Raw genomic sequence first — 12,544 nt, 5'->3', positions numbered from 1 at the left:
GAGGAGGTGGGCCGCCTGGCTGGCGACCCACCGTGAATCAGGCGGGGTCGTAGGAGAGCACCGGCATGAGCCAGCGCTCCATCTCCTCGACTCCCATGCCCTTGCGGCTGGCTAGGCCCTCCACCTGTTCACGGGTAATCTTGCCGGTGGAGAAGTATTTCGACTGCGGATGCGAGAAGTACCATCCCGCCACGGCGGCGGCGGGCCACATGGCGAAGTTCTCGGTCAGGGTGAGGCCGGACTGCTCGGTGGCGTCGAGCAGCCTGAACAGGATTGGCTTCTCGGTATGGTCGGGGCACGCCGGATAGCCTGGTGCCGGGCGGATGCCCTGATACTTTTCGGCGATAAGGGCCTCGTTGTCCAGCGCCTCATCGGGTACATAGCCCCAGAACTCCTTGCGCACCCGTTCATGCAGGCGTTCGGCGAAGGCCTCGGCCAGACGGTCGGTAAGCGACTGCACCAGAATGGCATTGTAGTCATCACCGGCCGCCTTGTACTGCTCGGCGAGCTCCTCGACACCGTGGCCCGTGGTCACGGCGAAGCCGCCGATCCAGTCCGCTTTGCCACTCGGCTCTCCCTTGTCGTCGTACCGGGGCGCCACGAAGTCGGCCAGGCTATAGCACACACCGTCGCGGTTCTTGGTGGTCTGCTGGCGGATATGGTGAAGCCGTTCGATTACCTCGCTGCGGGAGTCGTCGGCATACACCTCGATGATATCGTCGTCGACACTGTTGGCGGGCCAGATACCGATCACGCCCCGCGCTGTTACCAGCTTTTCGTCGATCAGCTTGCGCAGCATGGCCTGGGCATCGCGGAACAGGCTGCGAGCCGCCTCGCCGACCTTGGCGTCGTCGAGAATCTTCGGGTATTTGCCGACTAGCTGCCAGCTCATGAAGAAGGGAGTCCAGTCGATCCGCTCGACCAGTTCATCGAGATCATAGCCATCGAAGGTCAGTGTGCCGGTCATGGCCGGCTGTGGCGGGGTGTAGCGGCTCCAGTCGGTCTTGAACTTGCGCTGACGAGCCTGCTCATAGGTCAGGTCTGCCCCCTTGGGGCGTCGCTTGGCGTTACGTTCGCGCACGCTCTCGTATTCGCTCTGGATCTCGGCAATGTATCCGGGCTTCATTTCCGGAGAGAGCAGCCTGGAGGCGACGCCCACCGCGCGGGAGGCGTCCGGCACGTAGATCACCGGGTGCTCGTAGCCGGGATCCACCTTGACCGCGGTATGTGCCTTGGATGTCGTGGCGCCACCGATCAGCAACGGTAGTTCAAAGCCCTGGCGCTGCATCTCCTTGGCCACGCCGACCATCTCATCCAGCGACGGCGTGATCAGGCCCGAAAGGCCGATGATGTCGGCGTTTTCCTCCCGAGCCGTCTGCAGGATCTTCTCCGCCGGCACCATCACCCCCAGGTCGACGACGTCGTAGTTGTTGCACTGCAGGACGACGCCGACGATATTCTTGCCGATGTCGTGAACATCGCCCTTGACGGTCGCCATGACGATCTTGCCCTTGGCCTGGGTCGTTTCGTCCTTTTCCGCCTCGATATAGGGCAGCAGGTGCGCCACCGCCTGCTTCATCACTCGAGCGGATTTGACCACCTGGGGGAGGAACATCTTGCCGGCGCCGAACAGGTCACCGACCACGTTCATGCCATCCATCAACGGTCCCTCGATGACCTCGATAGGGCGGTCGAACTGTAGGCGCGCCTCTTCGGTGTCCTCGATGATATAGGCGGTCACCCCCTTGACCAGCGCATGCTCGATGCGCTTGGCGACCTCCCAGCCACGCCACTCCAGGTCTTCCTTCTTGTCCGCGCCACTACCGCCGCCCTTGTACTTCTCGGCCAGGTCGAGCAGTCGCTCGGTCGCATCGTCGCGCCGGTTGAGCACCACATCCTCTACCGCATCGCGCAGTTCGGCATCCAGGTCATCGTATACCCCCAGCTGACCGGCATTGACGATGCCCATGGAGAGCCCGGCGCGAATGGCGTGATAGAGGAATACCGAGTGGATCGCCTCGCGCACCACGTTGTTGCCGCGAAAGGAGAACGAGACATTGGAGACGCCGCCGGAAACCTGGGCGTGGGGCAGGTGCGTGCGGATCCATTCGGTCGCCTGGATGAAGTCGACGGCGTAGTTGTTGTGCTCCTCGATCCCGGTAGCGATGGCGAAGATGTTGGGGTCAAAGATGATGTCTTCGGGAGGAAAGCCGATCTCATCGACCAGCAGGCGATAGGCGCGTTCGCTGATCTCGGTCTTGCGCGCAAAGGTGTCGGCCTGGCCGGCCTCGTCGAAGGCCATGACGACCACGGCGGCGCCATGGCGGCGGCAGACGGTGGCGTGCCGGCGAAACTCCTCTTCCCCCTCCTTGAGCGATATGGAGTTGACGATCGCCTTGCCCTGAATGCACTTGAGACCGGCCTCGATGATCTCCCACTTGGAGGAGTCGATCATGATCGGCACCCGGGAGATATCCGGCTCGCCGGCGATCAGGTTCAGGAAGCGGACCATGGCCTCCTGGGAGTCCAGCATCCCCTCGTCCATGTTGATGTCGATGACCTGGGCGCCGTTCTCCACCTGCTCCAGGGCGACCTCGAGAGCGGTGGTGTAGTCCTCCTCCTTGATCAGGCGCTTGAAGCGCGCCGAGCCGGTCACGTTGGTGCGCTCGCCGACGTTGACGAACAGCGAGTCGGGTCCGATGTTGAAGGGTTCGAGGCCGGAGAGACGGCAATTCTTGGGGATGTCCGGCAGGTGCCGCGGCGTCATGCCCTGAATGGCGTGATGGATGGCGGCGATATGCTCGGGAGTGGAGCCGCAGCAGCCACCGATGATATTGACCAGGCCGCTGGCGGCAAACTCCGCCACGATGGCCGCCATCTCTTCGGGAGACTGATCATATTCGCCGAACTCATTGGGCAGGCCGGCATTGGGGTGGGCCGAGACGTAGGTGTCGGCCTTGCTCGACAGCTCCTCGACGTAGGGACGCAGCTCCGCGGCGCCAAGCGCACAGTTGAGGCCCACCGAAAGTGGCTTGGCGTGGCGCACCGAGTTCCAGAAGGCCTCGGTGGTCTGCCCCGAGAGGGTGCGGCCAGAAGCATCGGTGATGGTACCGGAGATCATCACCGGCAGACGCTCGCCGCGTGACTCGAAGAGCTCTTCCAGGGCGTAGATCGCCGCCTTGGCATTGAGGGTGTCGAAGATGGTCTCGATCATGATCAGATCGGCACCACCCTCGATCAGCGACTCGGCGGCTTCGAGGTAGTTCTTGCGCAACTCATCGAAGGTGACATTTCGCTTGGCTGGATCGTTGACGTCCGGGGAGAGTGAGGCCGTTCGCGAGGTGGGGCCAAGTACGCCGGCGACATATCGGGGCGTTCCGGTCTCGGCAGTCACCGCATCGCAGACCTCGCGCGCCAGTCGCGCCGCCTCACGGTTGATCTCGGGGACCTGCGCCTCCATGCCATAGTCCGCCTGAGACAGGCGAGTGCTGTTGAAGGTGTTGGTCTCGACGATGTCGGCGCCGGCCTCGAGATACTCGCGGTGGATGCGCGACACCAGCTCCGGGCAGGTCAGTACCAGGAGATCATTGTTGCCCTTGAGATCCGAGGGCCAGTCGGTAAAGCGTGCCCCGCGGAAGTCATCCTCGGAGAGGCCGGCGTTCTGGAGCATGGTGCCCATGCCTCCATCGAGCATCAGGATGCGCTCGGCGAGACATTCGATCAGGGTGGTGGTTTGGGCAGTGGGAGCGGCGGCCATGGTGGGAATCTGTCTCCAGCGAAGGTGTCCGGTGTTTATGACCGCCGTTGTGCCTCGGGGCATCTTCTATGTCGCGGCCTCTGTCAAGCCGGTCATGGTAGCAAACTGCTCGCCGTGGGGGCAGGTGAGTGTTTAAAAACCCACCAATTCACTCGGGATTGTTTCGCCGCGTTCCGTGTCTTACCATTAGCGTCATCACTTTACCCGGTACGCGGCGATTTCGCCGCTGCCGCGCACCGACAGCGGGAAATAGCATGAGCGAACCGATCCAGATTACCGATAGTGCCCAGGACTACCTCGCCGAGCTGCTCGAGAAGCAGAACGTCGAAGGGATCGCGGTACGCATCTTCATCACCCAGCCAGGCACTCCTTATGCCGAAACCTGCCTGGCCTACTGCCGCCCCGGCGAAGAGGAACCCACCGACGAGAAGCTGGAGCTGCCCAAGCTGGGTGTCTTCCTGGACAAGAACAGCCTGCCGTTCCTCGAGGAGGCGGTCGTCGATTTCAATGCCGATCGCATGGGGGGACAGCTGACCATCAAGGCGCCCAACGCCAAGATGCCCAAGGTCAATGCCGATAGCCCCCTCGCCGATCGCGTCAACTACGTGCTCTACAGCGAGATCAACCCCGGTCTGGCGGCCCATGGCGGGGAGATCAAGCTGGTCGAACTGACCGACGAGAACGTGGCGATACTGGCCTTCGGTGGTGGCTGCCAGGGCTGTGCCGCGGTTGACCTGACGCTCAAGGACGGTGTCGAGCGCACTCTGCTGGAGCGTATTCCGGAGCTGGGTGGCATCCGTGACGTGACCGACCATAGCGACACCACCAACGCCTACTACCGCTAAGCTGCCCCCGAACCCAGCAGGGCTCGTACCAACGGCTCGACCGGCAGGGCTATCTGGCGCCACACGTTGGGCTCCGCCTTTAGGCGGGGCTCTTCTTTTTTTCATGGCTTATGGTCAGCGAAGACTGCCTCAGAGACGGTGGTCAGACGGATCGCCTTGCCTGTTATCACCGGCCGACTTATTTGAGTCGCTCGCCTCTTCCGAGGCCCCCTTCGGCGCCTGCCACAGGCAACGATAGAGCTGTTGCTCCAGGCTTCTCACGCGCTCTGCCTGTTCCTCCAGATGTCGCTTCTGCTCGTCGATGCGTGCCTGCAGCACTGACTGCTCACGCTGGCGAGTCTCGGCCAGCGCCTCCGCCTGGCGGCGGGCCCAGTCCACCTCGCGATGGTGCTTCTCCTCATTGGCAAGCCTCGCGCGCAACTCCTGCAGCTGCGACTCCTGACGCTCGAGGCGCCTCTCCAGCTGTTCCTCTCTTCCGGCCGCCGCCTTCTCACTGGCCAGTCGCTCCTGGCGTGCCTGGTCGAGCAGGGTCATCAGGCGTGTCTCGGCGCTTTCGTGGCGTTGCTCCTCCTGTGTCAGCTTCTCGCGGTGCGCCTCCTCACACGCCTGCATGGCCTGCTGATGCTCCTGCGCCACTCGGCTAGCCTCGTCTCGATGACGCTGCAGCAGCGACTCCGCTTCGGCCAGACGCGTGGAGACACGGTTCTCGGCTGCCTTCAGCGTCTCACACTGCGCCTGACTCGTTGCCAGCCCCGCACTGAGTGCCTCCAGGCGCTGCTCGGTGCCGGACAGGTGGCTGGCCAGGGCCGCTTCACGCTGCCTGGCATCGTCCGCCTGTCGGCGAGCGTCGCTCACCGACTCCTGTGCCTCCTCCACCTTGCGATCGGCCTCCTCGCGGTAGTGGCGTAGCGCCTCGTTGGCACTCTCCTGGGCCTGGCGCCAGAGCGCCTCGGCCAGCTCCTGAAGGGCGGCCGGCATGCCGCGGGGTGGAGGAACGTCACGGTTCTCCTCGCGCTGCTGTCGCCAGGTGCGCAGGTGATCGCTGATCGTCGTAAAGCTCCCTGTCCCCAGTATCTCGCGAATCTTCTGCACACTGGGGGCATCGCCCTGGGCCAGCAAGGCATCGATGGCTCGTTGCACGTCTTCGTAGGTCACGCCGATGCGCGCCATGAGGCTCTCCTTGTGCCACCTCTTGGATCGATATGCGGCGCAGCATAGCGGTATTCAGAAGAGAATGGAAGGTAATTACATTATACGTAATACGTAAAATACGTTACGATAAAAATAAAAAAGCAAGATTACGCTCCTTATCTTGATTTTTATTATCAGACCACGGGAAACTGGTCGGCAGGAGCAAGGAGAGGGATTGATGGGGCGCCAGACAAATGAAGTAGTGTTCGAGGAGTCGCCGCGGCTACCAGCCATGGCGGAGCGGGGCGGCTATATCGCCGCGCGCAGCGATGCCGAGGCAGTGGGCGAATGGTTGGCGGAGTACCGCGCCAGCCCCAGGACGCAGCGCGCCTATCGTCGCGAGGCCGAGCGGCTATTGTTATGGCTCGCCGAACGCAACATGACCCTCGACCAGGTTAGACGAGATCACCTGGAGGCCTTCGAGGCCTTCCTCGCCGATCCCCAGCCGAGATCGCACTGGGTCGGGCCACCGCGTCCACGTCACGCCGAGGAGTGGCGACCCTTCCGCGGAGCGCTCTCGCCGGCCAGCCGTCGCCAGAGCCTGGTGATCCTGCAGGGCATGTATGCCTGGCTGGTGGAGGCGGGGTGGGTGAGCCACAACCCTTTCCGACTGATGCGCGACAAGCGACGGCGACTCGATAACCGCCGGGCCGGTATCGAGCGTTATCTGGAGGCGCCGCTGTGGGAGTGGTTCTGGGGCTGGTTGAACGGCGCGAACAGGTCGAAGGCGGAGGAGGGGGCGTCATCGCGCGAGCGCTACGAGGAGGCCCGCCGACGCTTTATCTTCGGCTTCGCCTACCTGCTGGCACCGCGTATCGCCGAGATGAGTGCCGCCCGCATGGGGGATTTCCAGCGGCGCGAGGGGCGCTGGTGGTGGAGCGTGATAGGCAAGGGGGGCAAGTTCGCCAGCATTCCCGTACCACCCGACATGCTCTTGCTGTTGAAGGAGTGGCGAGAGGTTCTGGGCCTGAGTCCGGAACCCCAGCCGGATGAGGCGACGCCACTGCTGCGCGCCCTGGATGGCAGGCGAGGCATCGGCGACAACCGCCTCTATCGGCTGATCAGGCAGGCCTTTACTCAGGCCGCAGACGACCTGGAGGTAATGCAGGGGGAGGGCGCCCGCGACTGGGCGCTACGCCTGCGCCAGGCCACACCCCACTGGCTACGCCATACGGCGCTGACCCATCAGGCTCAGGCCGGGGTCGAGCTGCGCTACCTGGCGGCCACGGCGCGGCACTCGCGACTGGACACCACCGCCCGCTATCTGCACGCCGAAGACGAGGCCTGGCACCGGCAGCAGGCTCGCCACGGGCTCGGCGGGAGAGAAGAGGGTCGGGCCGAGGCGGACGGCGTGGGGGAGGAGCCGGTATAATCACCCCATTCACCAACAGGAGGCTCCATGACGATTGACGCAACCGCCGAGCAGGCCCAACAGGAACTGATCGAGGAGTTCGAGCTGTTCGATAACTGGATGGATCGCTACCAGTACATCATCGATATGGGCAAGTCGCTGCCGGAGTTTCCCGAGGAGTGGAAGCGTGACGAGCTCAAGATTCAGGGTTGCCAGTCCAATGTCTGGATGCGCCACGAGTGTCGAGAAGGTGTTCTGCACTTCGACGCCATCTCCGATGCCGCCATCGTCTCCGGGCTGATCGCCGTGCTGTTGCGCATCTACAACGACCGGCCCGCCGCAGAGATCCGCGATACCTCACCACACTTTCTCGGTGACCTGGGGCTCGACAAGCACCTGTCGCCCACGCGCAGCAATGGCCTCAACGCCATGCTCAAGCGTATCTACGAGGTGGCGGAGCAGGATACCGCCTGAGCCCCGACCGGCTCAGGAGCTTGGGCCGTCACGCTCCGCGGGGAGGTCCGACGTGCGGGGACGGAAGTTCTCGTCGAGCTCGGGATCCTCGCGGCACAGTGTCTCGCTGGGGCCGCCCGGCACCGGGTCGATGCCGCCTTCACAGCCAGGATGGCAGCGGGCGATGCGACGAGCGGCCAGCAGCCCGCCCTCGAAGGGGCCATGCACGCGAATCGCCTCCTCGGCATAGCGGGAACAGCTGGGCCAGTAGCGACAGCGCGGCCCGAGCAGGGGGCTCAGGGTTACCTGATAGAGCCTGACCAGCCCGATCATCAGCCAGGCCGTGGCCCGGCGAAGGCCTCGTGCCAGCTTGGCCAGGCAGGCGGCCAGGCAGGGCATCAGGGCTTTCCGTAGAGCGCGGTGGGATCGATCAGCGGGGCAGTGGTGATGCGTGCCGACTCCTTCTCGAGCGCTACATAGAAGCAGCTGCGGCGTCCACTGTGACAGGCGGGACCCGTCTGGTTCACCTGCAGCAGCAGGGTGTCTCCGTCACAGTCGAGCGCGGCTCCCCTGAGGTGCTGCTGCTGGCCGGAGCTCTCGCCTTTACGCCACAGCTTGCCACGTGAGCGCGACCAGTAGCAGACCCGTCCGGTGCGCAGGGTCTCCATGAGCGCCTCCCGGTTCATCCAGGCCATCATCAACACCTCGCCGCTATCGTGCTGCTGGGCGATGGCGGGAATCAGACCATCGTCGTTGAACCCGATGGATTCGAGCACAGGGACGAGATCGTGTTGGCTGTCGGCGGGCGCCTGCTCGAGCGCCTTGAAGATATCGGACATCTCAATTCTCCGCAGAAAGGGTCAACCGTCGGTATCGCCGCAGGCATCGCAGCGTCCCAGCAATTCGATCGTCTGACGCTCGACCCGGAAGCCCAGCTGCTGGGCGCAGTCGGCGAGCTGGGCATTGACATCTTCCAGGTGCAGTTCCTCGACTCGCCCGCAGAGGCGGCAGATCAGCAGCTGGAAGCCGTGAGAATGCTCCGGGCAGGGACAGGCAACATAGGCGTTGAGCGACTCGATACGGTGCACCAGGCCCTGATCGATCAGAAACTCCAGGGCACGGTATACCGTGGGTGGCCGAGCCGAGGCATGCTCGTCGGCCAGGCGGTCGAGAAGGTCATAGGCCTTTAGGGCACCGGACGCCTCGGCAATCATCTCGAGCACGCGGCGTCGTATCGGCGTAAAGCGCGCCCCGCGCTGCTGGCACTGCCGCTCCGCCTGGAGCAACAGGTTTCGGGAATCAGTCATGGCACCCGTCGGCTGTCGAAGTTGGCGACATTCTACGCGGGTGGGCGAGGGCGGGCCAGCGTGCCTCAGGCTTCGGCGGTGGCCTCAAGCTCGCTTCGACGGGCGAAATGGTGGCGCGCAAAGTCCACCCGTGCCTGGGCAGCCACTCCCTCCGGCTGCTTCTCGACCAGATCGAGGCGACGCCTCAATCCTTCGCCGTTGGCCATCTGGATCGCCAGCCCGGGCCTGGCGTTGAGCTCCAGCAGCATGGGGCCCTGATCGCGATCGAGCACCATGTCGGTGCCCAGATAGCCGAGCCCGGTCATCTCATAGCAGCCGGCGGCCAGCAGCAGCAGGGTAGGCCAGTCGGGGATGGTCAGGCTGGCCAGTTCATGGCCGGTATCGGGGTGGTCATGACGCGTGCGATCGAACTGAACTCCCCGGATGGCGGTGCCTGAGGCAATATCCAGTCCCACGCCGACGGCGCCCTGATGCAGGTTGGCCTTGCCATCCGAGGCCGCGGTGGAGAGGCGCATCATCGCCATGACCGGGTAGCCCTTGAACACGATGACTCGGATATCCGGCACCCCCTCGTAGGTGTACTCGGAGAGGCCCTCATCGAAGTTGATCAGTGCTTCGATCAGCGCCACATCCGGAGCTCCCCCCAGTGAGTAGAGCCCGGAGAGGATATTGGAGACGTGACGCTCGATATCCGACAGGCTCATGCGAACACCGCTGGGCTTGATGTAGTCGTTACCTTCGACACGCTCCACCACCAGGATGCCCTTGCCGCCGCTGCCCTTGGCGGGCTTGATCACGAACCCCTGGTGTCCGGCAAGCAGCTCACCGATATGCTTGACGCCGAACTGGGTGGTAACGGTGCCAATCAGTGCCGGTGTGGTGATGCCAAAGCGCTCGGCGAGCAGCTTGGTCTGCAGCTTGTCATCCACCAGCGGATAGAGACGGCGATTGTTATAGCGTCCGATATAGCGAATGTTGCGGCGATTCATGCCGATGATGCCCTTGGCACGCAACTTGCCAGGCGTCGTCCATTCTCGCATGGCTCAATCCTCGGTGACCGGCTTGAAGCGACGCAGCTCCAGCAGGCGATAGCCGGTGTAGTTGCCGATCATCAGGATCAACGCCATCAGAATCAGCTGAATTCCCAGGAAGTTGAAGGTGATATGGCGTACCCAGGGGTTGTTCATGGCCAGATATGCCAGCACCGCGGTGAACAGGCTGCCACCGCCCTGGATCAAGACCTCCTTAGGACCTTCCTCCTCCCAGAGGATCGACATCCGCTCGATGGTCCAGGAGAGGATAATCATCGGGAAGAAGGTGATGGTCAGGCCGGCATTAAGCCCGAAGCGGTAGGCGAGCACCGAAAACACCGAAATGATGCCGATCACCGTGATGATCACCGCCGTCACTCGCGCCACCAGCAACAGATTGAGGTGCGACAGGTAGCTGCGAATCACCAGGCCGACGGCGACCACCAGCAAGAAGCCGATCAGACCGGTAGCCAGGCTTGTCTGGATAAAGGCCAGAGCGATCAGTACCGGCATAAAGGTGCCTGAGGTCTTGATGCCTACCAGGATGCGCAGTACCACCACTACCAGCGCGCCGATAGGAATCAACAGGATCGTCTGGAACAGTGCCTGCTCCTCGAGCGGCAGGCTGTGAATGGAGAAATTGAGCAGGGTATCCTCGGCCAGCTGGTTGCGGACCGCCGCGGCCGCCGGCTGGTTGCGAGCCAGCATCGAGAAAGTGACCCTTGAGTTGCTGCCCCCCTGAACCTCGAGCACGGCCTGACCGCTGCCTTCCCAGATCAACAGGTTGTCGGGGCGTCCCTGGGCACCGGTGGCCGGATCGAAGAGTGCCCAGTGCTGACCGTCAAACACCTGGACCCAGCTGGTGAGCGACTGGCGCCGCCGACCGTCCTCGAGCATTAGTCCGCTCACCTCTCTGGCCGGGACGCCGGCCTGGTTGAGCAGCCGAACGAGCAAAGGCGTGCGCTCGAACTGGGTCAGCAACAGCCGAGCATTCTCGCCCTGACGCTCCTCATTGAAGTCGTGAAGCAGCTCACGGGCGAAGGTGAAAGGATCCGCACTGCGGCCCCAGGCACGTTCGATCATCTGGGTAGCCGCCGTATCATAGGGTCGCTCCCAGACGATATCGCGGCGAAGCGGTGGGGTGTCCAGGCGAGGAGGGCGGCTGTCCGGTGCCACCAGCACCTGGGCGGTGTAGTAGAGCTGCTGGGAGCCAGTGGCTTCACGGATCGACCACTGGGCCCGCCTGCCGCCATTCTCTTCCACGAAGGAGAGGCCGTAGCCGGGCGAGGCCGTATGCTCGGTAAGCAGGCGAAAGCCCTCCTGAGTCGAGGGGAGCGCCATGTCCACCAGTACCGGATCACCCAGTGCCGTGAAATTGACCTGGGCCTCCACCTCCCATACCTGGCGCTGTTCTCCCGGTGTCCAGGGCACCTCGAGCTGATAGTGACGATGCAGGGTCATGGCGGTGCCGGCCAGGAACAGCACGCCAACCAGCAGATAGAAAGGCAGTCTTGACATGGGGCTTCCTTGGCAGAGAGCGACTAATGCGCGGCTCAGTGCGTTTCGTTGTCGAGGTCGGCATCATTCTCATGGCGTTCGGCTTCCTCTGCGGGACGCCCGCCGGGAAATTCGGGCCGCGGGTGAAGGTACCTCTCGGCCACATCGATGACGGCGATATCGAGCAGGAAGCGCCTGCCCAGCAGGGCCGGAAAATCGAGATGGGTACGATCACTCAGCGTGAATTCTACCGGCTCCTGAATCGGCCCCAGGGTCATCATCAGGGTCACCACCGGGCGCGACTCTTCACCGGTTGCCTGGATGATGCGCACGCGACGCTCGATAGGGGCTTCGATCCATTCATCCCGCACCGCCTCGACGACGACGTCGTCCTCCGCCAGTCCCAGCTTGAAGCGGACCCAATTTTCGCCGTCACGTTCGAAACGGGTGATCTCGCGGGCGGAGAGCGACGAGGTACTGGCGCCGGTATCGATACGCGCCTTGAGGTAGGTGCCGACATCGGGCAGCCCGATCCATTCGCTGCTACCCAGGACCGCCTTGTTGCCGATCCCCAGTTCATCGGCCGCGCACTCGCGCCTGACAATCACTGGTTCGGACTCGTCCTCAGCGATTCGGTCCAGGCGCGTGTTTGTGCTGCGCAACAGCGAACCCACCTCGCGCATATCGCCGATCAGCAGATCCTGGCGGCTCGCAACAGACGATAGTTCAGCATCAATCCGGGTGTTGTCGCAGCTGGCAAGCAGCGTCGCTTCCAGCGCATTCATGCGCTGGTGAAAGTCGGTCGAGGACAGGACGGGCGGTGGCGTCGGCTTTTCCGTCAGCGCGACACAACCGGAAAGCGCGATGGCAGACGCTGCGAGCGTCGCACTCAGCAGAGGATGGAGCATGGGGAAGGGCACTTCCTTTGGATAGTCTGGCGATGATAAGGAGTCGCCGAGGATCTTGTCCAACTCGGAGACGCCTCACCAGGCCGAAGCACATGAGTTTCAGGAGGCTTTGGGGAGTTTTGCATCATCCAATTTAACATAATATACATTATGCGAATTACGGCATTGCCGCTGCCGATGGCTTCTCATCCCGACACATAACGG

Annotated in this window: 11 protein-coding genes; 3 read left to right on the top strand and 8 right to left on the bottom strand. The window is 63.3% G+C overall.

Annotation, left to right across the window (positions count from 1 at the left end):
- Positions 1-37 precede the first annotated feature (37 nt).
- Positions 38-3,757, bottom strand: a complete 3,720-nt coding sequence (metH, locus tag GRB80_RS05030; protein ID WP_161422747.1) for a methionine synthase — start codon at positions 3,755-3,757, stop codon at positions 38-40.
- Positions 3,758-4,011: 254 nt separating this feature from the next.
- Here metH and nfuA point away from each other — a divergent pair, with 254 nt between their 5' ends.
- Positions 4,012-4,602, top strand: coding sequence for a Fe-S biogenesis protein NfuA (gene nfuA, locus GRB80_RS05025; protein ID WP_132041030.1), 591 nt, complete (start codon positions 4,012-4,014; stop codon positions 4,600-4,602).
- A 129-nt stretch (positions 4,603-4,731) separates the two neighbouring features.
- Here the strand turns inward: nfuA and GRB80_RS05020 are convergent, their stop codons facing one another.
- Positions 4,732-5,772 (bottom strand): DNA-binding protein, encoded by a 1,041-nt coding sequence (locus GRB80_RS05020; RefSeq protein WP_161422746.1) that lies wholly within the window; start codon positions 5,770-5,772, stop codon positions 4,732-4,734.
- A 199-nt stretch (positions 5,773-5,971) separates the two neighbouring features.
- On the opposite strand from GRB80_RS05020, the gene GRB80_RS05015 reads away from it, so the two are divergent.
- Positions 5,972-7,165: a tyrosine-type recombinase/integrase gene (locus GRB80_RS05015; RefSeq protein ID WP_161422745.1), complete on the top strand. Its 1,194-nt coding sequence runs from the start codon at positions 5,972-5,974 to the stop codon at positions 7,163-7,165.
- Positions 7,166-7,192: 27 nt separating this feature from the next.
- Complete coding sequence (locus GRB80_RS05010; protein WP_132041033.1) at positions 7,193-7,618, top strand: SufE family protein; 426 nt, start codon at positions 7,193-7,195, stop codon at positions 7,616-7,618.
- Positions 7,619-7,630: 12 nt separating this feature from the next.
- Here the strand turns inward: GRB80_RS05010 and yidD are convergent, their stop codons facing one another.
- The 6 genes from yidD to GRB80_RS04980 all read right to left on the bottom strand — a co-directional run bounded on the left by yidD (position 7,631) and on the right by GRB80_RS04980 (position 12,340).
- Positions 7,631-7,930 (bottom strand): membrane protein insertion efficiency factor YidD, encoded by a 300-nt coding sequence (gene yidD, locus GRB80_RS05005; protein WP_237562042.1) that lies wholly within the window; start codon positions 7,928-7,930, stop codon positions 7,631-7,633.
- A 65-nt stretch (positions 7,931-7,995) separates the two neighbouring features.
- Positions 7,996-8,436, bottom strand: coding sequence for a phosphoribosyl-AMP cyclohydrolase (gene hisI / locus GRB80_RS05000; protein ID WP_132041035.1), 441 nt, complete (start codon positions 8,434-8,436; stop codon positions 7,996-7,998).
- 21 nt (positions 8,437-8,457) lie between these two features.
- Positions 8,458-8,904: a transcriptional repressor gene (locus tag GRB80_RS04995; RefSeq protein WP_132041036.1), complete on the bottom strand. Its 447-nt coding sequence runs from the start codon at positions 8,902-8,904 to the stop codon at positions 8,458-8,460.
- Between the two features lie 65 nt (positions 8,905-8,969).
- Positions 8,970-9,944: an alpha-L-glutamate ligase-like protein gene (locus GRB80_RS04990; RefSeq protein ID WP_161422743.1), complete on the bottom strand. Its 975-nt coding sequence runs from the start codon at positions 9,942-9,944 to the stop codon at positions 8,970-8,972.
- A gap of 3 nt (positions 9,945-9,947) precedes the next feature.
- Positions 9,948-11,453, bottom strand: coding sequence for a UUP1 family membrane protein (locus GRB80_RS04985; protein WP_132041038.1), 1,506 nt, complete (start codon positions 11,451-11,453; stop codon positions 9,948-9,950).
- A gap of 35 nt (positions 11,454-11,488) precedes the next feature.
- Positions 11,489-12,340 carry an ATP-dependent zinc protease family protein gene (locus GRB80_RS04980; protein WP_161422742.1) on the bottom strand — a complete coding sequence of 284 codons (852 nt, stop codon included), beginning with the start codon at positions 12,338-12,340 and terminating at the stop codon, positions 11,489-11,491.
- Between the last annotated feature and the right edge of the window lie 204 nt (positions 12,341-12,544).

It is taken from the genome of Halomonas icarae, from assembly GCF_009901955.1.
In the GTDB taxonomy this organism is placed as follows: Bacteria; Pseudomonadota; Gammaproteobacteria; order Pseudomonadales; family Halomonadaceae; genus Halomonas; species Halomonas icarae.
The sequence above is the reverse complement of the archived record's forward strand: the minus strand, read 5'-3'. Positions and strand labels throughout refer to the sequence as shown.

What these genes read in the sequence shown, in the direction of transcription:
- GRB80_RS05015 (WP_161422745.1), top strand. Translation starts at nt 5,972, where the DNA reads ATGGGGCGCCAGACAAATGAAGTAGTGTTCGAGGAGTCGCCGCGGCTA.
- GRB80_RS04990 (WP_161422743.1), bottom strand. Translation starts at nt 9,944, where the DNA reads ATGCGAGAATGGACGACGCCTGGCAAGTTGCGTGCCAAGGGCATCATC.
- metH (WP_161422747.1), bottom strand. Translation starts at nt 3,757, where the DNA reads ATGGCCGCCGCTCCCACTGCCCAAACCACCACCCTGATCGAATGTCTC.
- GRB80_RS05020 (WP_161422746.1), bottom strand. Translation starts at nt 5,772, where the DNA reads ATGGCGCGCATCGGCGTGACCTACGAAGACGTGCAACGAGCCATCGAT.
- hisI (WP_132041035.1), bottom strand. Translation starts at nt 8,436, where the DNA reads ATGTCCGATATCTTCAAGGCGCTCGAGCAGGCGCCCGCCGACAGCCAA.
- yidD (WP_237562042.1), bottom strand. Translation starts at nt 7,930, where the DNA reads ATGATCGGGCTGGTCAGGCTCTATCAGGTAACCCTGAGCCCCCTGCTC.
- GRB80_RS04985 (WP_132041038.1), bottom strand. Translation starts at nt 11,453, where the DNA reads ATGTCAAGACTGCCTTTCTATCTGCTGGTTGGCGTGCTGTTCCTGGCC.
- GRB80_RS04980 (WP_161422742.1), bottom strand. Translation starts at nt 12,340, where the DNA reads ATGCTCCATCCTCTGCTGAGTGCGACGCTCGCAGCGTCTGCCATCGCG.
- GRB80_RS04995 (WP_132041036.1), bottom strand. Translation starts at nt 8,904, where the DNA reads ATGACTGATTCCCGAAACCTGTTGCTCCAGGCGGAGCGGCAGTGCCAG.
- nfuA (WP_132041030.1), top strand. Translation starts at nt 4,012, where the DNA reads ATGAGCGAACCGATCCAGATTACCGATAGTGCCCAGGACTACCTCGCC.
- GRB80_RS05010 (WP_132041033.1), top strand. Translation starts at nt 7,193, where the DNA reads ATGACGATTGACGCAACCGCCGAGCAGGCCCAACAGGAACTGATCGAG.